Annotated in this window: 21 protein-coding genes; 3 read left to right on the plus strand and 18 right to left on the minus strand. The window is 42.8% G+C overall.

The features are described 5' to 3' along the window. Positions 1–64 precede the first annotated feature (64 nt). The 7 genes from trmB to mnmA form a co-directional block, all read right to left on the minus strand. Entirely contained in the window at positions 65–823 is a 759-nt protein-coding gene (gene trmB, locus DW862_RS02560) for a tRNA (guanosine(46)-N7)-methyltransferase TrmB (protein WP_004309382.1), read from the minus strand. 112 nt (positions 824–935) lie between these two features. Then, the gene (locus DW862_RS02565; RefSeq protein WP_004309383.1) at positions 936–1,553 is read right to left on the minus strand and encodes a DUF975 family protein; all 618 of its coding nucleotides are present in this window, start codon (positions 1,551–1,553) and stop codon (positions 936–938) included. Positions 1,554–1,598: 45 nt separating this feature from the next. Continuing rightward, positions 1,599–2,630, minus strand: a complete 1,032-nt coding sequence (locus tag DW862_RS02570) for a branched-chain amino acid aminotransferase (protein WP_255344217.1) — start codon at positions 2,628–2,630, stop codon at positions 1,599–1,601. A gap of 39 nt (positions 2,631–2,669) precedes the next feature. Then, positions 2,670–2,879 (minus strand): exodeoxyribonuclease VII small subunit, encoded by a 210-nt coding sequence (gene xseB / locus DW862_RS02575; RefSeq protein WP_004314727.1) that lies wholly within the window; start codon positions 2,877–2,879, stop codon positions 2,670–2,672. Between the two features lie 60 nt (positions 2,880–2,939). Continuing rightward, a complete protein-coding gene (xseA, locus tag DW862_RS02580) occupies positions 2,940–4,172 on the minus strand; it encodes an exodeoxyribonuclease VII large subunit (RefSeq protein ID WP_004309386.1) in 1,233 nt (410 codons plus the stop codon). A gap of 12 nt (positions 4,173–4,184) precedes the next feature. Then, entirely contained in the window at positions 4,185–5,540 is a 1,356-nt protein-coding gene (locus DW862_RS02585; RefSeq protein WP_004314725.1) for a S8 family serine peptidase, read from the minus strand. Between the two features lie 24 nt (positions 5,541–5,564). After that, positions 5,565–6,650, minus strand: a complete 1,086-nt coding sequence (mnmA, locus tag DW862_RS02590) for a tRNA 2-thiouridine(34) synthase MnmA (protein WP_120067228.1) — start codon at positions 6,648–6,650, stop codon at positions 5,565–5,567. A gap of 110 nt (positions 6,651–6,760) precedes the next feature. On the opposite strand from mnmA, the gene DW862_RS02595 reads away from it, so the two are divergent. After that, positions 6,761–7,624 carry a hypothetical protein gene (locus tag DW862_RS02595; protein WP_004314722.1) on the plus strand — a complete coding sequence of 288 codons (864 nt, stop codon included), beginning with the start codon at positions 6,761–6,763 and terminating at the stop codon, positions 7,622–7,624. Here DW862_RS02595 and DW862_RS02600 read toward each other — a convergent pair. The 4 genes from DW862_RS02600 to DW862_RS02615 are packed head-to-tail and all read right to left on the minus strand — an operon-like array spanning position 7,614 to position 10,425. After that, positions 7,614–8,621, minus strand: coding sequence for a metallophosphoesterase family protein (locus DW862_RS02600; RefSeq protein ID WP_120067229.1), 1,008 nt, complete (start codon positions 8,619–8,621; stop codon positions 7,614–7,616). The genes DW862_RS02595 and DW862_RS02600 overlap by 11 nt on opposite strands. An 18-nt stretch (positions 8,622–8,639) precedes the next feature. Next, a complete protein-coding gene (gene ispF / locus DW862_RS02605) occupies positions 8,640–9,122 on the minus strand; it encodes a 2-C-methyl-D-erythritol 2,4-cyclodiphosphate synthase (RefSeq protein WP_004308656.1) in 483 nt (160 codons plus the stop codon). A gap of 38 nt (positions 9,123–9,160) precedes the next feature. Further along, positions 9,161–9,775, minus strand: a complete 615-nt coding sequence (locus DW862_RS02610; RefSeq protein ID WP_120067230.1) for a fumarylacetoacetate hydrolase family protein — start codon at positions 9,773–9,775, stop codon at positions 9,161–9,163. Continuing rightward, positions 9,775–10,425: a redox-sensing transcriptional repressor Rex gene (locus tag DW862_RS02615; protein WP_004297208.1), complete on the minus strand. Its 651-nt coding sequence runs from the start codon at positions 10,423–10,425 to the stop codon at positions 9,775–9,777. Before DW862_RS02615 ends, DW862_RS02610 begins: the two co-directional genes overlap by 1 nt. 165 nt (positions 10,426–10,590) lie before the next feature. Here DW862_RS02615 and DW862_RS02620 point away from each other — a divergent pair, with 165 nt between their 5' ends. Next, positions 10,591–10,941: a translation initiation factor gene (locus DW862_RS02620; protein WP_008020449.1), complete on the plus strand. Its 351-nt coding sequence runs from the start codon at positions 10,591–10,593 to the stop codon at positions 10,939–10,941. A 36-nt stretch (positions 10,942–10,977) separates the two neighbouring features. Next, positions 10,978–11,487, plus strand: a complete 510-nt coding sequence (locus tag DW862_RS02625; RefSeq protein WP_008020448.1) for a TlpA disulfide reductase family protein — start codon at positions 10,978–10,980, stop codon at positions 11,485–11,487. Between the two features lie 204 nt (positions 11,488–11,691). Here DW862_RS02625 and tsf read toward each other — a convergent pair whose 3' ends face one another. The 7 genes from tsf to DW862_RS02660 form a co-directional block, all read right to left on the minus strand. Beyond that, the gene (gene tsf / locus DW862_RS02630) at positions 11,692–12,684 is read right to left on the minus strand and encodes a translation elongation factor Ts (protein WP_120067231.1); all 993 of its coding nucleotides are present in this window, start codon (positions 12,682–12,684) and stop codon (positions 11,692–11,694) included. Positions 12,685–12,805: 121 nt separating this feature from the next. Next, positions 12,806–13,642 (minus strand): 30S ribosomal protein S2, encoded by an 837-nt coding sequence (gene rpsB / locus DW862_RS02635; protein WP_004297204.1) that lies wholly within the window; start codon positions 13,640–13,642, stop codon positions 12,806–12,808. A 121-nt stretch (positions 13,643–13,763) separates the two neighbouring features. Beyond that, complete coding sequence (rpsI, locus tag DW862_RS02640) at positions 13,764–14,150, minus strand: 30S ribosomal protein S9 (protein ID WP_004297203.1); 387 nt, start codon at positions 14,148–14,150, stop codon at positions 13,764–13,766. Positions 14,151–14,156: 6 nt separating this feature from the next. Further along, a complete protein-coding gene (gene rplM, locus DW862_RS02645) occupies positions 14,157–14,618 on the minus strand; it encodes a 50S ribosomal protein L13 (protein WP_004297202.1) in 462 nt (153 codons plus the stop codon). Positions 14,619–14,820: 202 nt separating this feature from the next. Next, entirely contained in the window at positions 14,821–16,515 is a 1,695-nt protein-coding gene (locus DW862_RS02650) for a RagB/SusD family nutrient uptake outer membrane protein (RefSeq protein WP_120067232.1), read from the minus strand. Positions 16,516–16,536: 21 nt separating this feature from the next. Beyond that, positions 16,537–19,752, minus strand: coding sequence for a TonB-dependent receptor (locus tag DW862_RS02655; RefSeq protein WP_120067252.1), 3,216 nt, complete (start codon positions 19,750–19,752; stop codon positions 16,537–16,539). Between the two features lie 40 nt (positions 19,753–19,792). Beyond that, complete coding sequence (locus DW862_RS02660; protein WP_120067233.1) at positions 19,793–22,339, minus strand: DUF4962 domain-containing protein; 2,547 nt, start codon at positions 22,337–22,339, stop codon at positions 19,793–19,795. Between the last annotated feature and the right edge of the window lie 92 nt (positions 22,340–22,431).

Below are 22,431 nucleotides of genomic sequence, written 5' to 3' on the forward strand. Positions count from 1 at the left end.
CAATTTAAAATCACCATTCGATTAAGTGTCAGTTCACTTTAAGGGCGATTGTTACTGCACAAAACTATTTACTTGTACTTAATCCGCTACGTTTGCTACGATTGTAACTACGATAAGGATCAAGTTCTATTTCTACATCCGGTTCTTGCAATTGACCTTCCTGCGGAAGCCGGAATTTGATATACTTAATAGCTAAACCACGATCGAGCCATTGTTGTTCATAATAAGTCTTGATACCGAGAATATCATCTACCAAATCGGAATGATATAAATCTTCGGTCATAAACTCAACGGGAAGACGGTTCGCTTCAATCATGTATTTTGTATAGGTAAACATGAAGTTGCTGTCCGTTTTCAGGTGGATAATGCCATTCGGCTGCAAGAATTTACGGTACCGTTCCATAAAATAGGTGGAAGTCAATCGCTTGGTTGCTTTCTTCATTTGCGGATCAGAGAAGGTAAGCCATATTTCACTTACTTCGCCTTCGGCAAAAAAACGTTCAATGATTTCAATATTGGTACGCAGGAAAGCGACATTCTTCATTCCGGCCTGTAATGATTCCGTTGCTCCCGTCCACATACGGGCACCTTTTATATCAACTGCTATAAAGTTCTTTTCGGGAAACATTTTACCCAAGCCGACGGTGTACTCACCACGTCCGCAGCCTAGTTCGAGCACAATCGGATGATCGTTTTTAAAAAACTCCTTATGCCATTTCCCCTTCATGTCAAAAGGCACGTTATCTACTGCCGAATAAGGATATTCGAACACGTGTGGATAACTCGCCATATCGGCAAACTTTTCTAATTTATTCTTTCCCATATCAATCCTGATTAGGTCGCAAAGGTACTGATTTTGACGCAACCGACAAAAAGAAATGGAGCACAGATTTCTCTATGCTCCATTCTTCTATAATATTGAATGATTCGTGTTATTAAATCTCAACATTCACCTCAACGTTTACTTCTACATTTCCACCTTGTTGTGCTTTCAAATCTTCATAGAAAGCAGCATGAGAAGCCTGCATATAAGGTTGCAAGAAGAAAAATCCGATACCGAAAGTAAAGAGGCAAAGGATAGCCCAACCGATGAAACTCAAATCAAGCATGAACAACTTCATCTTATTGCCATCCATCATAACCATGCTCTTTTCGATAGCTGCATTGTTTTTCATTTCGGGTTCTTCCTTCAGAATATACGGTGTCATCGCATACGAATAGTGTTTAATGATGCCCGGAATAATTAGTAGCAACGACCACAAGAAAGTATAAATAAACACTAAAACTACGGTTCCCATGATTCGGCTGTAGTCTTTGAATCCTTCAAACAAGATTCCCAAGTCAATGTCTTTTGCTCCTTTTATCACGCTAAACATGAGAATCGTGAATCCGTATGCCACCGGCAATCCTACAAGCAATGTTCCTACCAAAGGTAAATAACTTGTTGCACTGACAATAGCCGAATAAATCAAGGCAGCTACAGCCGCCATCACCCAATTTCCTTGAAGTGCCTCACGCGCCTGAGCACGCAGTTCTGAGTTTAGTTTTAACATAGTGAATAATATTAATTGATAAATGTGTTATTTCATAATATATCGTTATTCTACAATCGTCACCCAGCCATGTGTATCCGGCTCGTCGCCATACTGAATTCCACGCAGCTTATTGTACAATTTTGTACAGATAGGTCCCGGCTTACCGTCTTTAGAGATAACGTATGATTTTCCGTTTTCCAAATCATCGATACGCTGAATCGGGCTGATTACTGCGGCAGTACCACAAGCACCTGCTTCTTCAAATGTTTCCAGTTCTTCTTCCGGTATCGGACGGCGTTCCACCTTGATACCCATGTCTTCTGCCAACTGCATCAAACTTTTATTGGTAATAGAAGGCAGAATAGAAGTTGATTTCGGAGTGATATAAGTATTATCTTTAATACCGAAGAAATTGGCAGCACCACATTCATCAATATATTTCTTTTCTTTCGCATCAAGATAGAACTCGCAGGAATACCCCAGATCGTGTGCTTTCTTGTTAGCACGAAGACTGGCTGCATAGTTGCCACCTACTTTATAAATACCTGTTCCATGAGGAGCGGCACGATCGAACTCACGAATGATAACGTACGGATTGGTAGAGAAACCACCTTTGAAATATGGACCTACCGGAGTTACGAACACAACAAACATATACTCTTCAGCAGGATGTACACCTACTTGGGCACTTGTTCCGATCAACAGCGGACGAATGTAAAGAGAAGCACCGGTTTCATAAGGAGGGATAAAACGTTCATTCAGTTTTACGACTTTCAAAATTGCTTCTTTAAACCGTTCTGTCGGAAGTTCTGCCATCAAAATTCCCTGGCAAGTAGATTGCAGACGGGCTGCGTTTTCTTCCAAACGGAAAATACGTACTTTACCATCCTTTCCACGGAATGCTTTCAGCCCTTCAAAGGCTTCCTGACCATAGTGTAAACAGGTTGCCGCCATGTGCAAATTAAGGTGTTCGTCACTACTAACCTCTAATTCTCCCCATGCACCATTACGGAAGTTGATTCTCACATTGTAATCTGTCTTCATGTATCCGAATGACAGATTCGCCCAGTCTATTTCTTTCATATTGTTATGTATTAGTTTATTTTCTATTGCATTGAAACGCAAAAATAACTTTTATTCTTCAGATAGCCTCTTTTCTTGCAATAATTTTTCGACTTCCCGGTCGGCTTTTGTCAGTTTATCCTTGCAAAAAGCAATAATCTCATTGGCTTCTTTTATTTTCTCACTCAAAATGTCGATATCCAGTTCGTTATTATCTATCTGGCGAACGATCTTTTCGAGACGTTCCATTGCTTGGGAATATGTTTCTTTTTTTGCTGCCACGATGATTGATATTTAATGGTTAATGATGAATGTTCTTACAAATAAACAGTCGACGGATAGTTACTTTTCCACCACAGATTGCACTTCTCCTTTCAGCAACCGGGTTGTCAAGCGATCTCCCGGTTTCAGCGAAGATGCATCCGTCACCGCTTTCCCGTCTTTGATTGTAATACTGTATCCCCGGCTCAAGAGTTTATCCGGAGAGGCGTCTGCTATCCGCTGTTGCAAAAGTTCCAACCGGTGAGACTGACGGGCCAACAATGCTTTCGCCACTTGTGATAAATCCTTCTTTGCTGCCAGCAAAGAAAAACGAGCATCCGCAAGTTTGCGGTGAACAAGATTGGGAATACGGATTTGGAGCGCCTCCAACCTTCGTTGTTCCTGCTCAAGAAGCATATAAGCTCCCTGTTGAAGACGTACAGATAATTCTTCCAGATGCTCTGCTACTTCCGTTACCTGATGAATCAGAAGCTCGGCAGCAGCCGTAGGAGTCTTTACCCGGGTATGAGCTACAGAGTCAAGGACTGTATCATCGCGTTCATGACCAATACCGGTAATGATAGGTAATGGAAATTGCGCACATGCAGCTGCTAGTAGATAAGTATCAAAACCGGATAAATCGGAAGTAGCCCCACCGCCACGAATAATGACCACTACGTCAAATTCATTGATGCGGGCATTGATACGGTCTAAAGCCGCCAATACAGACTCTTCAACTTGATTGCCTTGCATTAAAGCCGGAAAAAGTTCTGTATAAAAATAGAATCCGCCCGGATTGTGCTGTAACTGATGGCAGAAATCTCCATATCCGGCTGCGGTAGCCGAAGAAATGACAGCAACACGTTGGGGAAGAACCGGCATTTCAAGTTCTTTATTCAACGTCAAGACTCCCTCCTCTTCCAACTGCAATAATATTTCCCGACGACGGCGAGCCATATCTCCCAACGTGTAAGCTGGATCAATATCAAGCACTGTCAGACTGTAACCGTATAACTCATGAAACTGAACAGTTACTTTCACCAGCACTTTAATACCGGAGGTAAATAGTTGTCCGGTGCTTTCCTCAAAGTAGGGTTTCAGCAAGCGGTAGATATTATTCCAAATCATCCCCCGTGCTTTGGCTACGAGATTATTACTACGAGGATCTTTCTGCACAAATTCCAGATAACAATGCCCCGTCGTATTGGAACGGACATCGCTCAACTCTGCCTGTATCCAATATTCATCGGGCAGGCATTGCTCCAGACTACGGCGGACAAGTGAATTCAGTTCTAAAAGGGAAAGAGAATCCATAAAAAAGAACAGTTAACGTTGAGTTGATTGATATGCTTTCCACAAATCGGGAATACCATATCCATATATATTATCCGGGAAATCAGCTCTGTCACCTGACTGACGTACCAAATCAATAATCTGCTTTGCCGTCAGCTTCGGGCAAGCCTGCCACAAGCAAGCTACCATACCGCACATAATCGGAGAAGCAAAAGAGGTTCCATTGGCGCGACGAAGATTTCCATCCGTTCCCATCACATCCGAATTTAAACCGACAGCCACTACGTCCGGCTTCACACGTCCGTCAGCCGTATTTCCTACAGAAGAAAACGGCGCCAGTTCTCCTCTTTTTGTTACAGCTCCTACAGTTATGATATTCTCCGCATCTCCCGGAGGAGTAATCTTCTTCCACGAACCCGCGCCCGAATTTCCGGCACTGCAAACAACTACCATTCCTTTATCGGCAGCCTTCGCAGCTTCACGGGACATCAATGCATAATGCCCATTCAAGTCACGGTATCTATAATTCTTCGTAGGATCATCAAATGAGTAGTAACCAAGCGATGTATTCACTAAATCCACTCCTACACTATCGGCAAACTCGATGGCTGCCGCCCAATAATCCTGCTCTACCAAATTTTCCGAATATTCGTCTTCACTACGCAGCAACCAATAAGAAGCTTCAGGAGCAGTGCCAATCATCACATGCGGCTGGTTCATAGCCATACAGGACAATACAGACATTCCATGACTGCTTTCTGCATAAATATCTGCCTCCGGATTCACAAAGTCACGCACACCGAGAATACGGATATTTTTCATGGCATCAATCTTATCCACATTATGGAAGCCGGCATCAATCACGGCAATGGTCATTCCCTGTCCCTTAAAGCCTGCATCATGCAGGAGATCGACGCGGCTCATAGCCGCTTGCGTGATTGCAGGACCGTAAAGACTATCAGTGCGCAACGGTTTATTTATCAATGAGTCTCTTTGAAATGCTTTTTGCGTGATACCTTTCCACACTCTTTCTGTAGAACGTACAAAAGGCAGTTGAGCTATTTCGCTGATTAAGGTACTGTCATTACAAGAAACAGTAACGAAATTATCCCATTTCCCGGTCACAAGTACATGAACACCAGTTTTTCGTATGGCATCTACATACGTCCTGCAAACCGGTAAATCGGTAGAATCAATGGGCAATCCCTGTTTCTTTCTCCGTTCTATAGATTTCTTAGACAAATACTTTTCCGGTTTTTGCAAGGAATAGTCCGTAGCCGCTTTGTCTTTCAGACTAATCCGGTATTTTAAGGTATCTCCCGGAGTAAATTGGGCAGATACCCCCAGATACATATTTAGAGCGAGAATCAATACTATAAACTTCTTCATAAGTTATCTTTCTATTTTAATCAATCATAATTCTTCATTTTCTATAATCACCAGCCCGATTCCTCTTTGGGAAGCGATGAAAGCTCCTCCCAGCACCCGTCTTCCATTATAAAACACAGCAGATTGTCCGGGAGCAATGGCCGAAGCCATTTCGAGGAAACGTACCAGCAAACGTCCGTCTTCCAATCTTTTCACCCGACAGGGAATCGGACGACTGCGATAACGAATCCGCACTGTCAGATTCTCACACCCGAACAGTTCCCGTTCATCCACAATCTTATCCTGCTCCGCCAACATGTATTCAGTTTCCAATTGGTCGGCATCTCCAAGCATCACCGTATTTTTCTGCGGATTGATTTTCAACACATAAGCAGGCTTTCCTAAAGCAATCTCCAGTCCTTTTCGTTGACCAATCGTATAATAAGGTGCCCCTTTGTGTTTCCCCAGTTTTACTCCTTCAGAGTTGACAAACCATCCCGGTCCGATTTCACTATCCAGTTCGGGACACTGCTCACGAAGAAAATCACGATAATCTCCCTTAATAAAACAAACCTCCATACTTTCTCCTTCTTTCGACTTTGCTTCATACCCTTTCTCCGCAAGATACTCACGAACCTTTACTTTCGTATAATCTCCCAACGGGAAAATGCAACGTTTCAGCACATCCTGCCCCAATCTCCAGAGAAAATACGACTGGTCTTTCTTATCATCGTCTCCGGCTACTATATAAACGTTTCCGTTTTTCTCTTCCAATCGCGAATAATGTCCGGTAGCTACCCATGCACAATTCAACTTATCCGCCCACTCCGTCAAAACACGGAACTTAAACAACGGATTGCACATCACACACGGATTCGGTGTACGCCCCTGCTTATATTCATCTATGAAGTTTTTTACGATGGTCTCTTTAAAAGGAATACGCTCATCTGCCACATAATGTTCAATCCCCATCCGTTCTGCTAACTCCCTGGCGTCCTGCGGTTCATCTCCCCACACACGCATGGTAACTCCTACAATCTCATATCCTTGTTCTTGCAGCATCAAGCAAGTAGCGGTGCTGTCTATGCCACCGCTCATACCTACCAATACTCTCTTGTTTCGTTCTTCCATTCGAATTTTGAAAATTTACATGGTTACAAATGTACGAGATTTCAAAGAGAAAAGTTGCTTTTCTGAAAGAAAATCCTTATATTTGAAATATACCAAAAGCGAGAACAATTATGGCTAACCCTAGATTACCGGGTATTTCCGAAAACGAAGAAGCCTTATTGTATGCCAAATTGAATGAGTACAACCGAGGCAGAGCCTCTTTTAAAGAGGCAGGAGTCTACTTGGTGGTGTTGCCCCGACCGGGGAAACCAAACTATTCCCTTTGGCTGTACTCTCCCCTGCCCGAAAAGCAATCCATTCTTTATATACATGACCTGTCACCGGACATTAACGAATCCCTCCGGATGGCCAGTACAATGTTTTACTATTCAAGGCGTTGTCTTATTCTCATGGATTACAATGAAAAAAGAATGCAGAGTAACGGTGACGACCTCATCTTCTTCGGAAAATACCGGGGACATTTTCTTCATGAAATTTTGAAGATAGATCCTGCCTATTTAAGTTGGGTAGCTTACAAGTTCACCCCAAAAATACCTAAACAGGAACGCTTCGTCCAAATAGCACAGGCTTATCATTCCATACATTTGGATATCATGATCAGAAAGTCGAGAGAGAAACGTTCATCAAGCCGCTATTTGGGAGAATTAGGGGAAAAACTGACTGACTTAAAATTAAAAGTCACACGCGTACGACTGGAAGACGATCCATACAAAACAAGAGTGAACGGCACTACCCCACAGTTTTTTGTCAAGCAGATACTAACTTTAACCGATGCCAGTGGAAACCTGGTTATTATAAGTATTCCATCAAAAAATCCCAGTGCGGTTTCATGCACTCTATCAGGGATAGAACATGAATACCGACTGGGAGATATTATCTACATTGCATCGGCGAAAGTATCACGCCAATACGAAAGCTATGGTTCAAAGTACACGCGCCTTAGCCATGTGAAGTTCGCAAGCCTCAACGTTTAGTCCAATCGTCCTTGACAAAACTTGCCGGATAAGAAATTTTATCCACCACTCCGTCTTTCTGACGAATCCAGGACGTAAATGTACGAGCCCCCTCATCTAATACGATGATACGGGCCCCGTTAGGCAAATGATTATATTCCGTATTTCCACCGGTGAAGCGTCCATAAGCCAGAAGAATACCTTTCCACATCACTGCATAATCATTATCATGATCGTGTCCTACAAACATACCCATCACATCACTCGCTTCTTTCATTGCCGCAAACATTCCCGTATTCAATTTAGGTGCACAAGCTTCCTCCATACGAGTTCCGCGAAGAATCGCATTTTCGGTACGGGCAGCTTCATTGTATTCAGGAAGAGGAATATGGAAAAAGGCAAGAGCCGGCAAAGGCTGTCCACCATTTTGCGCTTTATAAGCTGCACTCTGCTGGCGATACCAGTTTATCTGATCGAATGTAAGCCATGCATATCCCTTCACATCTTTCAAAGGAGAATAGGAATGAGAATCCATGCAATAAAGCAAAGCTGCATCCTTCTTTACATTAGAAGACGATTTCACGGTTAATACATAGTCCGGCGATAAGACTGTTCCCCGGTCTGGCAATAAATTGCCGGGAACTTTACGGATAATATCATATAACTGTTCCCGTGCCATTCCCTGTTCATTGTCATGATTACCAAAAGTGACCACGAAAGGCAGTTTGCGTTTAACTACCGGTTCCAATACCTGCAACATTCCGGAATCTGCCGGAGCAGAATAAACAACATCGCCGGTAAAAATCACCAAATCCGGGCGTTCATCATCAAGCACCTGATTTATGCGTTCCAAAGCGATATCAGAAGCCCGGTTGCCGTATTTAAAATGCACATCGGTAAATTGCACAATTTTGAATTTACCATCTTTACTAAATTTCAGTTCACTCTTTTGAGCCATACAAAAAGTTGTTACCAACAAAAAGGTAAGTGTTAAGTAAATTTTTAAGAGCCGAATCATATTTATTTGTTTTAGGGGTTAAGAAATCTTCTCTATCAATACGGTAGCATAGGCTGATATACCTTCTTCACGACCCGTAAAACCGAGTTTCTCGGTAGTAGTCGCCTTAATGGAAATATCATCCGCATCAATTCCCATGACAGTTGCCATCGTCTCTTGCATCAAAGGAATATGTGCCTTTAACTTCGGGCGTTCGGCACAAATGGTTGCATCGATATTACCCACTTTATATCCTTTGGTAGCAATCAATTCCACTGTTTTCTTCAGCAGAATTTTGCTATCTATGTTTTTAAATTCTCCTGCCGTATCGGGAAAGTGATAACCGATATCACGCATATTCGCCGCCCCTAACAAAGCATCGCAAACTGCATGCAACAATACATCAGCATCCGAATGCCCCAACAATCCTTTTGTATGTTCCAAAAGAATACCGCCCAGCCACAATTCACGCCCTTCGACCAGCTGATGTACGTCGAAGCCAAAGCCTACTCTTATCTTCATATTTCGTATAACAAATGAGTACTAATGAATAAAAAAGATCAACGGATATAGAAATCCAGCAGTTTTTCCTCTTCCAGATAACCTTGCAAACGCTGTCCGATACTAACAGGACCTACACCGACAGGAGTCCCCGTAAAGAGTAGATCACCGATTTTCAACGTTACAAACCGACTGACATAAGCGATAATATCATCTATCTTGAAAAGCATATCTGCTGTACAGCCACGCTGTACTTCTTTACCGTCGATCAACAGATTGAAGTTCAAATTTTGAATATCTTTATAATGCTCTACCGGAACAAAAGTCCCAATAGCAGCCGATGAATCAAAACCTTTACAAAGCTCCCAGGGATTCCCCTGTTCACGGAACTTTCGTTGAAGGTCACGGGCTGTAAAGTCGATACCGACTGTCACAGCATCATAATAGCGGTTAGCAAAACGGGGAGCGATATTTTTCCCCAATCGGTTGATACGGACTACCAATTCCGTTTCATAATGTATCTCGTTGGAAAAGTCGGGGATGAAAAACGGTTTGCCATCTTTCAGAATAGCAGAATCAGGCTTCATAAAAATCACCGGCTCCGTATTTACTTGTGTATGTCCCAGTTCTTTGTTATGCTGGGCGTAGTTCATGCCTACTGCAATAATCTTCATTATTTCTCGTTAAAATTCAATCGGTTAAACATAACAGCCAAATGAGCATATAAAGACGTATTCTGCACCACAATATTCTCGGGTACACGGATTCGGAAAGGAGTAAAGTTCCATACGGCTTTTATACCTCCGTCTACCATCTTATCTGTAATTTCCTGAGCAATATTAATAGGCACGGTCAACACACCGATATTTACATCGTATTCTTTCATCTTTGCCTCAAAATCATCAGAGTGAAAAATAGGAATACCATTCAGGTCTTTTCCCACCAATTCCGGATTCACATCAAAAGCTGCCACAATCTCCAGCCCGAAATGATGCAAACCTGAATCCCGAAGCAAAGCAGCCCCCAGGCTACCTACACCAAACAAGAAGGCTTTGTGCATATTGGTAAATCCAAGAAAACTCTCCAACACTTCAATCAACGCGTCAATGTTATACCCTACTCTCGTGCGCCCGGAGATATTGACGTAGGATAAATCCTTGGCGATTTGAGAAGCGTCAATATTTATTTCTTTAGAGATTTGTGTAGAAGAGACGTACTGCTCTCCTTTTTCTTTCATTAGTTTTATATTGGACAGATACCAGGGAAGTCTGCGCAAGGTAGGCTCCGGCACTTTATCCGCCTCTTTTCGTATAGATGTGCTCATACTTCTTACTAAATTTGGTATTTTGCAAAAGTACAATCTTTTTTGAGACTGACAACCCTATAACAGAAAACCTTAATAGAGATTAAACAAAACAATGAAAAGAGGTTCAAATTTTGCTCTTCTCCATAAGTTTAATACTTTTGAAAAGGATTAAAAATGACGAGTATGAAAAATAATGATTGGAAAGATAGATTAAACGTAGTGTATTCCACGAATCCGGACTTCGGCTATGAAATGGATAACGATGAAGAGCAAGTTACTCTCGACAAAAACAAACAAAACCTGCGAGTTTCCATTGACAAAAAGAACCGGGGCGGTAAAGTGGTCACATTAATTACCGGATTTATAGGTACGGAAAACGACTTGAAAGAGCTGGGTAAGCTACTGAAAAGCAAATGCGGAGTAGGCGGATCGGCTAAAGACGGAGAGATTATGGTACAAGGAGATTTCAAAACCAAAATCATAGAGCTGCTCATTAAAGAAGGATACTCTAAAACAAAAGGTATAGGAGGTTAAACTAAATAGCATTTTGTAACTAGAAATTTTAAAGATATGAGAAAAGTAACATTATTCTTTGCAGCAGCGTTATTCTCACTGTTGTCATTTGCACAAGACAACAATGCTGATATCGTCAAGGTAGGCGATAGTATGCCTGCTTTCACGCTTCATTCAACAGTGAACGGTTCTGTAAACTCCGAGGACTTGAAAGGGAAAGTTGTATTAATCAATATTTTCGCTACTTGGTGTGGTCCTTGCCAAAGCGAACTGGCTGAAGTTCAAAAAACACTCTGGCCTAAATATAAGGACAACAAAGATTTCTGCATGTTAGTAATCGGGCGCGAACATACCGACGACCAATTAACGGAATACAACAAGCGCAAAGGGTTTACATTTCCTCTCTACCCGGACCCGAAACGGGAAGTCACAGGTAAGTTTGCCAGTCAATACATTCCCAGAAGTTACTTAATCAACAAAGACGGGAAAGTGATATCCGCCACTGTCGGTTATAAAAAAGAGGAAATGGACAAGCTGATGAAGGAAATAGACAAAGCATTGAAATAATCCTCCCCAAGAATGTGCCTCATGTTATACATGGCAGTTTCTTGAGGAAAGGAATGATAAGATCAAATCAAAAGAAAAGGCAACTAACTCGTTATGAATTAGTTGCCTTTCTTGTATCTTCAAATAGAGAGTCTTAATGAATACCTCTATTAAGTTAACGTGTTCCGTTTTTAAGGACACATCATAGAATTTGAATCTGATTAATTATTCAGCTTTCAAAGTGAAACGCTTGAAATCAACAATCTTCAGTTCAGGGTCAGCAGCAGCCAACACTTCTCTTACAGTTTTCTTACCGTCCATGATATCTTCCTGGTTCAATAAGCAAACTTCTTTCAAGAACTTGCCCAGACGACCTTTCGCAATATTCTGAATCATTTGTTCAGGCAGGTGTGCAGCCTTCTCTGCAGAAACAGTAGCAATAATTTCTTTTGCTTTAGCTACATCTTCAGCTGTAATCCATCCTTTAGCCATGTTGCTATCCATGTGTTCTTCGCTGTCCACATGAGCCGGGTTAATGTTAGCTTTCTTCAGAGCAGCTTCTACAGCTTTCTGTACCTGTTCTGCTTTTGTCTTCTCAATAGCAACTTCAATTTCTTTCTGTTTTACGTCTTCAGAAACGCCATCTTCATCAATAGCAATCGGGTTCATGGCAGCAATCTGCATAGCTATTTGCTTAGCCAACTGCTCGTTCACTTCCTTGTTGAAAGCAACAATCGTGCAAAGACCATTTCTGTTCATGTGATTATAAACAGCAGTGCATACACCTTCTACAGTCATGTAACCATCCAGTTCCATCTTCTCACCTGTGATACCGCTACGGTCAGTCACTGCATCCTGTACAGTACCGTTACCCATCGGCAATGCTTTTACTTCGTCCAAAGTAGCGCATTTATTAGCCACAGCAAGATCAAGAATATCCTGAGTCAGTTTCACGAAATCAGCATTCTGAGCCACAAAGTCAGTTTCACACTTCAAAGCAACGATAACAGCACGGTCACCGGTAGTTTTAGCCAAAACGCAACCTTCAGAAGCTTCACGTTCCGAACGCTTAGCAGCAACAGCTTGTCCTTTCTTACGGATAATTTCCATTGCCTTGTCGAAATCGCCTTCAGCTTCAGTCAACGCGTTTTTGCAATCCATCATACCAGCTCCGGTCATTTTGCGCAGCTTGGTAATATCAGCCATACTTACAGCCATAATAATTTCCTTTATTTAAATGAATAATAATTTTCGAAACAAAAAATGTGCCAATCTGCCAATCAAGATACAAGCGTATAAATATACTCTTGCACATTAGCAAATTGGCACATTTTATATATTAAGCCTCTTCGTCTTCCTTGATGAAAGCAGCAGCTTTAGCTGCGTTGATAGCTTCTTCGTCAGACTTGTCGAGTCTAGCTTTCACTGATTTCTTCTTGCCTTTGTTAGCAGGAGCTTCACCAGCAGCTTCCATATCGATCTTTTCAGCTTTTCTTTCTTCCAAACCTTCGATCATTGCAGCGCAGCAAGCATCCAAGATAACTTCTACTGATTTAGTAGCGTCATCGTTAGCAGGAATTACGAAATCTACGTTTGAAGGATCAGAGTTAGTATCAACGATACCAAATACAGGGATACCCAGACGGTTAGCTTCGCGAACTGCGATGTTTTCTTTCATTACGTCGATAACGAACAATGCAGACGGCAGACGAGTCAGGTCAGCGATAGATCCCAAAGTCTTGTCTAATTTTGCACGTTGACGAGAAATCTGAAGAACTTCTCTCTTAGAAAGGTTAGAGTAAGTACCATCGTTAGTCAATTTATCGATAGTAGCCATTTTCTTCACAGCCTTACGGATAGTCGGGAAATTAGTCAACATACCACCCGGCCAGCGTTCGATTACATAAGGCATATTAACAGATTGAGCTTTCTCAGCTACAACTTGTTTAGCTTGTTTTTTAGTAGCAACAAAAAGAACTTTCTTGCCAGATTTGGCAATCTGTTTCAAAGCTTCAGCAGCTTCGTCTACTTTTGCAACTGTTTTGTGGAGGTCAATGATATGAATACCATTGCGTTCCATGAAAATATAAGGAGCCATTGCAGGGTTCCACTTTCTCTTAAGGTGTCCGAAGTGGCAACCAGCCTCCAATAATGTATCAAAATTTGTTCTTGACATCTTGTTTTTTCTTTAAATCGTTTACTTTCTTTTTTGTTTTTTCTAAACCAACCGCTGGGTAGTCTATGAGCAGAGTCCCAGTAGTTTAGATACTAAACATATTCCTCTATCAGGCAGCACATTAACGCTTGCTGAACTGGAATCTTCTACGAGCTTTCGGCTGTCCCGGTTTCTTACGTTCAACAGAACGAGGGTCACGAGTCATGAAGCCTTCTGCACGAAGAGCAGCTTTATCTTCAGCGTTCATCTTAACCAGTGCACGAGCAATTGCCAAACGCAATGCCTGAGACTGACCAGTGAAACCACCACCACACAAGTTCACCTTGATGTCATACTTCTCAGCAGCACCCAGCTTGTTCAATGGTTGTTTTACAACATACTGAAGAATAGTTGATGGAAAGTACTCTGCAAGGTCTCTCTTGTTAATAGTAATCTTTCCTGTACCTTCGCTTACGAATATGCGTGCAATAGCACGTTTACGTCTGCCTAATGCATTTACTACTTCCATTATATCTTATTTATATGAATTAATATCAATCATTTTCGGGTTCTGAGCAGCTTGTTTGTGTTCGCTACCAGCGTAAACATACAAGTTATTCAGCAACTTAGCTCCCAGGATATTCTTAGGAAGCATGCCCTTCACTACTTTTTTCAGTAATCTCTCTTCACCGTTCGGTTTTGTAATCAAACGGGCAGGAGTCATTTCTCTCTGACCACCAGGATAACCTGTATATGACAAATAAACTCTGTCATTCCATTTGTTACCAGTCAGTTTTACTTTGTCTGCATTGATGATGATAACGTTATCACCGCAGTCTACGTGAGGAGTAAAGTTTGGTTTGTACTTTCCTCTCAGCAATTTTGCAACTTTTGCTCCCAGACGGCCTAATGTTTGGTCTGTAGCGTCAACGATAACCCATTCTTTGGTTACAGTCGCTTTGTTTGCAGAAATGGTCTTGTAACTTAAAGTATCCACTCTAATTTTGTTTTTTAAATGTTACTACTAAAAATTTCTTCACCACTCATTAGTCTTCCCCGGACAAAGGAATACTAACTTGCTATGAATTAATCTCTTATCATTTTGTGATAATAATCGGCTTGCAAAAGTACGGCTTTTCTTTGAATTGGCAAACTATTTTTGTATATTTTTCCAGTCGCCTATTCTATTGAGAGTCTTCTCAATACCCGTTATTATTCATTCCATTGAGTTTCGGATTACTTTGTATCTCTTTCAGAGGGATAGGGAAAAGTTCATGTTTACCCTCCGTAAAATTCCGGTAAGCCGGATATGGTTTGTTCTCTTTCTGATTGACGGAACTGATCTCACCAAACAGTTTCAGAGCCTTTCCCAACACTCCCCAACGTATCAGATCATATTTGCGTTGTCCTTCAAAAGCCAGTTCAAAGCCACGTTCCCAGTAGAGAGCCGTACGGAACTTTCCTTCTGGTGCAGAGTCGTCAATGAAAGTCAGGTTATGTGTCTTTTTCCGTGCGCTCATCATTTCATCATAATTCGCTTCTGTAATAGAAGTTGCTTCAGCACGTGTACGTACGCTATTCAACAAATCCCATGCTTTTTGTCTATCTGTTCCTGTTTCATTATACGCTTCGGCAGCCATCAATACCACATCAGCATAACGCAAAGGGCAATAGTTCACATCCGCATAATTGATATTCTTGTTCCATGACTCTTTCGGCATCCATTCCCGACGCCATTTTCCCACATACCAGCTTCCTGCGCTTCTTTCTTCTTTTACATGCTCTTTTTTAGTACCATTCCAAGTATAACGATAGGTGCAAATAGCAACATCACGGCGTTTATCGCTCGCTTCGAAGAAGTTACGCCATTCGGGAACGACTATAAAGAAACCATTGGCACGTCCCATATACTGACTTGATTCAGATGCAGAAACTCCGGTAGGTTCCGCCACCTGCGAACCGTTATAAATCCCCCATGCTCCACCGTTACGACGTCCTTGCGAATGATAGAAAGCAATCTCCCAAAGGCTCTCCTTATTATTCAGTACCCCCTGCGAGTAGCTTTTAAAGAGTGCCTCATAACCACCGTCATAAAAATCATGGTACCCTTTCTTTTCAAAAGCCTCCCACTCTTTTATCACTGCATCGAAATATTCCATCCGCTTACTGTCCTCCGGACGCTGCAACTGTCCATTCGATTGAAGGCTATATCCTGCACGTTGCAAATATACACGCATCAGCAATGCACGGGCAGCCCCTTGCGTCACCCGTTCGGGACTGGAAGAAGCAGTTGCCCAATCCAGATTGTTTTTAGCGAAAGTAAGGTCGGATATAATCTCGTCATAAATCACTTCCCTGTTCACACGTTCACCAAAAGCAGATTCGTAGGATGATGAATAAGATGTTTTGAAAGGCACATCTCCCCAATATCTCACCAAATCAAATGCGAGGAAAGCACGCAGAAAGCGAGCTTCCGCTTCCAATGCTTTCAGACGGGTATTTTCTGCGTATCCTGTCATGCCACAGATTCCGTCAATGGTGAGGTTAGCCCGGTCGATTCCCTCATATTTCAGTTTCCAGATACTTTCAATCCACGTATTCGTGGAGTTTAGCTGATAATGTGCAATATCGTGAACCTGATTGTCAGACTGTGTGCGAGCCGTATAATAGGTATCATCCGATGCGGGAGAAGCCATTTCGTACCAACCGTAATGATTAAAGTCCGACAATGAACTATATATTCCCATCACTGCCATTTCCGCTTTATCTTCCGAATCGAAATAGCGGTCCCGGTCATATTTTGAGTTAGGTTCTTCCGTCAGCAAATCCTCACAAGAGGAAAATCCTGTTGCCAATAGGGCGAATACGGCATATAATAGATGTATATTTTTCATGATTACTATGTATTTAAAGAATTAAAATGCTACGTTGAGACCAAAAATAAAAGAACGGCTAAGCGGATATGCCCCAAAGTCAACACCCGGTGTCAAACCGCTTTTCATCGTAGAGACTTCCGGATCGAAACCTGAATACTTAGTCCAAGTCAAGAGATTATTACCGGTGGCATACAAACGCAAGTTCTTCAATCCTACCCTTGCAATCAGGTTTTTAGGGAATGTATATCCCAAAGTCACATTACTTAGTTTCAAATAGGAAGCATCCTCCACTGCCCATGAATGAATATAATTGTCTCCTTGTTGAGCATCATGATAAGCAGCTACGGTTTTACCAGCATTCAGAGCAGACAGTTCTCCGGGATCTGTCACTTTCTGTCCATCCGAATTGATGGTCATCCAACGATTAGAGCTATTCATCACATCCAATGCGTTGTAGTTCAAGCTACCTACCTTACTGGTAACCAGTTTGGTCGCATTCAGCACTTCGTTGCCATAGCTGAAAGTCAGGAATATACTCAAATCAAATCCTTTGTAAGTAAAAGAGTTGTTCAATCCTCCGTAGAATTTCGGTTGAGCGTTACCAATGACCGTTTTATCATTTTCATCAATCACATTATCGTCTCCGGTCAAGTTCTTAAACTTCCACATACCCGGACGAATCCGGCCTTTATCACCATGATAAGGTATCCCATCTTTCAGGGTATAGGTCTGCGTAGAAGCATCATAATTGAAATCATCTACCTGATACAGCCCTTCGGTGATGTAACCATAGAACTGTCCTAATGGTTCTCCGACAGCAATACGATGAGTGTTTTGGTTAAAGCCGAACCTGGCTTCATAGAGTTGCACCGCCTCACCGGTCAATGCTTTCACTGAATTTTTATTGTGAGACAGCGTCAGTGTAGTGTTCCAACTAAACTTCTTTGTAGAGAAATTCACAGTATTCACAGTCAGTTCCACACCTACATTCTTCGTTTCTCCGGCATTAATCAACATACTCTGATAACCGGAAGAATAAGGCAACTGGGCGTTGAGCAGCAAGTTACTACTCCTATTTATATAGAATTCGGGTGAAATGGTAATACGTTGATTCAGAAATCCTAAATCGACCCCCATATTAAAAGTCTTGTTCGCTTCCCACTTCAGATCGGGATTCGGTATCTGCTTGGAAGCATAACCGGGAGTAAGCTGATCTCCCATAGCTGTGATGATGGAAGACATTAAAGCAAGGCTGTTATAGCTACCGATTCTGTTGTTACCCGCCAAACCGTATCCGATACGGAATTTCAAGTCGGAGAAAACATTCAGTTTCTTTATAAAATCCTCTTCACTCACACGCCAGGCTGCCGATACAGCAGGAAAATATCCCCATTTATTATTCTTACCGAATTTAGAAGAGCCATCCGCACGGAAAGTTGCGGAAAACAAATACTTATCGGTAAAGTCATAGTTGAGACGAGCGAAGAAAGAGAGCAGATTATCATCATAGTTTTCATCGGACGAAGCAACGGATGGAGTACCCAGACTCATATCTCCCAAAATGAACTCATCGGTAGGCAACCCACTGACACCGGATTCGAGTACACGAGTCCAGCGTTTTACAAATTCCTGTCCCAATTGTACCACCACTTTATGCTTCTTCTGAAAACGTTTGTCATAAGTCAGGACGTTAGAAGTCTGAAAACTTCCGGTCTCCGTATTCCTGATAGAGCCGTAAATACCGCTGCGTCTTCCCATAATAGATTGGTCGCCATAGAAAAGCTCCCGGCGGTAAAGCTGATAACGCATCCCCGTATTGTTGCGGAAAGTCAATCCTTTGATGATTTTGAAAGTCAGTCCGCCATTGGCTTGCAAAGTACGTGTTTCCTTATTATCCTTTTCTTCAGCGGCGGCAATCAACGGATTCTGCATCACGTTTCCGTCTGCATCGCTTAATACAGGGTCTTCTCCTGCCAACAAATCCGAGTCATTGCCACGTATACCAATGGTAGGACGGTATTGCAAAATCTGAACCATTTTATTAAACTTTGCATCTACATTGCTTCCGCCTTCATTCGTACCATTTCCGGCAACACCTGCTCCATACACTTTCAGATAATCGAAGTTGATACGTCCTGTAACGGAGAGCCGCTTATTCACTTCGCTTTTCACGCTAAGCGCAATGTTATGTTTGTCGCTGCCGCTATATACCATCGCACCTTCATCCTTGAAGTAACCATAAGACATATTGTAGTTCAACTTATCATTGCCACCGTTGACGCCTACCCGGTAATTTTGCGTAACGGTAGTGCGTCCCATCGTACGGTCCAGCCAGTCGATACCTTTACGATTTCCATAGTTCTCATGAAGATCGACAAAACCACCATAACGGTTTTGCCATGACCGCATACTTTCCTCGGGATCAGTAGCATCTCCTAATGTTCTTTCATAATCCGCCAACACAAATTCCTCTACACTTAATACATCCAACCGCTTGGCAAGCGTACGCACACCGACATAAGAATCGAAAGTAAGAGTCGCTTTCCCTTCACTTTTCGCACCGCTTTTGGTGGTGATTACCACTACGCCATTCGCTCCCCGGGCGCCGTAGATGGCTGTTGCCGAAGCATCTTTCAACACGTCGATACTTTCAATATCGGCAGGATCAAGGCTGGACATGCCATCTTCCGTCGGAAATCCGTCGATAATATAAAGCGGTTCGTTGCTTTGCGTAATTGATATACCGCCACGAACACGCACTGACATCGTAGCACCGGGCTGACCGTCTGTCTGTATAATCTGTACCCCTGCCATACGTCCCGCTAAGGCTTGGGTTACATCAGACGAAGGAACTTTGAGCAAATCGTCGCTTCTCACAGAAGCCACGGAACCGGTCAGGTCTTTACGCTTTACTGTTGCATAACCGATAGCTACCACCTCATCCAACAATACCGACGCAGCCTTCATGGTCACATCAATCTGTTTTCTTCCTTTCACGGGTACTTCCATATTTTCCAATCCGATAAAAGAGAAAACCAAGACATCTTTCTGCGGATCACTAACGGTAATGGTGTATTTACCATTGATATCGGTAATGGTACCCGTGTTTTGTTTTCCTTTCACGGTTACATTTCCTCCAATCACTTCCAAGCCTTCGTTGTCCACCACCTTACCGGTAACGGTCAAACTCTGGGCATAAATGCCGGATGCACCGACAAGAAGCAACAAAATGCAAATAATTCTACTTTTCATCATATTCTGTTTGTTATTTATATTCACTATGTTTCATTGTTTATCATTGATTTACTACCCGGGTAGATATAGGACTCCGGTCGGTCATTTCAACCACCCGATAAGCCCCGTCTATCTCATCGTAAAGCAACGAGGAACCCGTATATTGTCGAGAGTAAAAATTGCCATTCAACGCAGGATTGTCTGTTCCATAACTAAATACCGCCTGTTCGGTGCGATGACTCACTGCAAGTTCGGGTGCTTTGGAAGCATCCAAAACCGCTTTGATCGTCCAGTCGCCTACGTTAAAGGTATCACCGTCACGGTTAATAATAGAAACAGCCTCATCTCCTACCTGAATAATAGCCAGGAAACGGGTGGCAGAACAACCGTCAACCCGTGCAGTCAAATGCCACTGGTTAGGATACTCCGCTCCGGTGATGGCGGGCGGCACTACGAAACGGTCCGTTTGAGACAGCGTAAAAACATGTCCTCCAAACAGTTGCGTCACTGCCACCCATCCTTGGGTTTTATTATTTGTAGACAACGTTTTCTTTGTTACATCCATCTTAAATTCCGTAGGACTATGCAACAGCCACTCCCAGCGGACAGCCTCCGATGCCTCCAATTCATCATACACTATTACTGTATGAGGATGAAGCATCAACACGTGCCGACGATATTTAGTCAACGGAGTGGCACCGAATCCATTTTCAGGCGTCTGCTCAATACCTGCCTGCTTAAAGTAGCCAACCCACATCGGGTCATTGCTGATCCCTCTGTAAGCATGTGAAGCATCTCCCAAACAGTAACTAATATGCTGTCCACCCATAGCACGCGTCACACTGCCATAACCTTCGGTAGAATAAGGTTGCCCGATGCCGTTTACCAACAGTGAATTATGCGCCCTCGTATGGCGATAGGACATCAGATTATGAGCATCGCTGAAATTCTGATAATAACCCGTACTGCGATACACATCGACACCTTTATACAACAGGTTAAAAGCATTCTGACTGGCAGTAGTGTGACTGCCGGACCCGAATGTACTGGAACGGAACGAGAGTGCAAGATCCTTTCCCGTATCTTCCGGGGCACTGTGCATGGCTACTTCACCAGCGTCTTTATACCACACCATTTTATCAGCCCCGGCAGGAAAAACAGTGTTGTAATCCTGCTCGGTGCACATCCGGTAAAGACGCAATTCATAATCCCGGCGCAACAGCTCCCGACATTCTCCGGCATACCATCCGGCATAGGAATCACCCGTTTCACACGCCAGATAATCAGCAAAGGCAGCAACCAAACGGTTGGGTTCGCTACCCTTTTCACTATTGTCACCAAAGCCATTGCTTTTCGATCCCGGCGGGCAAGTATAAACCAACGAACGTCCGGCATTCTGATACCACGGATGTGATAGAAAATCGTACCGACTGATGAATGAAAGAAGAGACGGCATATACGCCAAAGTCAAGATATTGGCACTGAAATAACCGGTACCATTGTGCCATATACCGTCGCGATTGAAACCGGAAGCAGGAGCACGGGCTGTCCACAATTCATAATAATACTCCATCATGGGCAGCACTTCGGAAGAATAGGCCGGTTTGTCGTAAAGCGACAAAGCCACTTGAAAGAGGATGCGCATATTCTGCTGCCAAAAATGATTATCAAAGAGATGGTTTTCCTGAAAACCGCAATTTACCTTGTAATAGTAACGTGCCACACGCATCATCAGTTCTTCGGCAGCAGTACGATCGGAAGCAGACAAGTTATTATAAAGCAGATCGTAGGCTGCAACAAGACACCATGCGATGTTGCTGGCAGTAAAGTTGGATGCAAAAAGCTGTCCATCAGCAGGGGGAGCGACAATCAACGCTTCGAGAAGCTGGCGTAACTTTTCGGCATAAATTTCTTTTTGGGTTAAATGATAGGCCTGATAAAGATAAGTGGCATGTTGCCGGAGCTCTTCTGCACGGCTATATAAATCAGTCATTCCGGTGTATTCGGCTTTCAATGCCTGTGAAGCACGACTTTGTAGTTCTGCATATTCAGGGTGTGAAGTGACACGGTTACGAGCCTCTCCGATACGGTCGTCTAAAAAACAGTAAATACGAGGATGCAGACGGGGAGCATTTGCTAAGAATGTCTGAAAAGGAGGTGTTACAAATTCCGGTGTATCATTCTTTACTTCGAAACGATAGATAGCACTCCATTCACCGGGCGTAGTTCCATTAAGATTGGTGGAACGAAAGCGCCAATACCATGTGCCGACCTCCAAACGACGATGAAGATTATACATACACCATTCCTGCGGTTCGGAAAGTAGCGTTTCGGAACTGCTGAAATCTTCAGTACGTGAAAGGGAAAATTGCAGTCTTTCGCCCGTCTTCATGGCTTGAGGAACAATAAGAGGAGCAGGATTCAGATACAATTCATTATCTGCTTTGGGATAAGGTTGCGTTCGTATTTTATCCTGATAGGCATCGGGAATTCCGGCAGGCGTCTCTGGCTGCGTACTGTCCGGTTCGGGCAGCGAGTCAGATGTACAGCTACAGAACAGCTGTACCATGAACAAAAGAAAAACCGATAGGCGAAATGTGGTGTGCATATTATCTTCTTTTCTAGGTATAAGATTAGAGGGCTATTTTCAAAAGTTTCAATGTAAGAAGAAGGTAAAGCGGGATGGGGGGATCCCACTTT

Origin of the sequence: Bacteroides sp. AM37-9 (genome assembly GCF_003603455.1) — a bacterium.
Lineage (GTDB): Bacteria > Bacteroidota > Bacteroidia > Bacteroidales > Bacteroidaceae > Bacteroides > Bacteroides xylanisolvens.

Coding starts and splice junctions, on each gene's coding strand:
- DW862_RS02655 (WP_120067252.1), bottom strand. CDS start 19,752: ATGATGAAAAGTAGAATTATTTGCATTTTGTTGCTTCTTGTCGGTGCA.
- rpsI (WP_004297203.1), bottom strand. CDS start 14,150: ATGGAAGTAGTAAATGCATTAGGCAGACGTAAACGTGCTATTGCACGC.
- DW862_RS02625 (WP_008020448.1), top strand. CDS start 10,978: ATGAGAAAAGTAACATTATTCTTTGCAGCAGCGTTATTCTCACTGTTG.
- DW862_RS02620 (WP_008020449.1), top strand. CDS start 10,591: ATGAAAAATAATGATTGGAAAGATAGATTAAACGTAGTGTATTCCACG.
- DW862_RS02565 (WP_004309383.1), bottom strand. CDS start 1,553: ATGTTAAAACTAAACTCAGAACTGCGTGCTCAGGCGCGTGAGGCACTT.
- tsf (WP_120067231.1), bottom strand. CDS start 12,684: ATGGCTGTAAGTATGGCTGATATTACCAAGCTGCGCAAAATGACCGGA.
- DW862_RS02660 (WP_120067233.1), bottom strand. CDS start 22,339: ATGCACACCACATTTCGCCTATCGGTTTTTCTTTTGTTCATGGTACAG.
- ispF (WP_004308656.1), bottom strand. CDS start 9,122: ATGAAGATAAGAGTAGGCTTTGGCTTCGACGTACATCAGCTGGTCGAA.
- DW862_RS02600 (WP_120067229.1), bottom strand. CDS start 8,621: ATGATTCGGCTCTTAAAAATTTACTTAACACTTACCTTTTTGTTGGTA.
- DW862_RS02595 (WP_004314722.1), top strand. CDS start 6,761: ATGGCTAACCCTAGATTACCGGGTATTTCCGAAAACGAAGAAGCCTTA.
- rpsB (WP_004297204.1), bottom strand. CDS start 13,642: ATGTCAAGAACAAATTTTGATACATTATTGGAGGCTGGTTGCCACTTC.
- DW862_RS02610 (WP_120067230.1), bottom strand. CDS start 9,775: ATGAAGATTATTGCAGTAGGCATGAACTACGCCCAGCATAACAAAGAA.
- DW862_RS02615 (WP_004297208.1), bottom strand. CDS start 10,425: ATGAGCACATCTATACGAAAAGAGGCGGATAAAGTGCCGGAGCCTACC.
- DW862_RS02585 (WP_004314725.1), bottom strand. CDS start 5,540: ATGAAGAAGTTTATAGTATTGATTCTCGCTCTAAATATGTATCTGGGG.
- mnmA (WP_120067228.1), bottom strand. CDS start 6,650: ATGGAAGAACGAAACAAGAGAGTATTGGTAGGTATGAGCGGTGGCATA.
- trmB (WP_004309382.1), bottom strand. CDS start 823: ATGGGAAAGAATAAATTAGAAAAGTTTGCCGATATGGCGAGTTATCCA.
- xseA (WP_004309386.1), bottom strand. CDS start 4,172: ATGGATTCTCTTTCCCTTTTAGAACTGAATTCACTTGTCCGCCGTAGT.
- DW862_RS02650 (WP_120067232.1), bottom strand. CDS start 16,515: ATGAAAAATATACATCTATTATATGCCGTATTCGCCCTATTGGCAACA.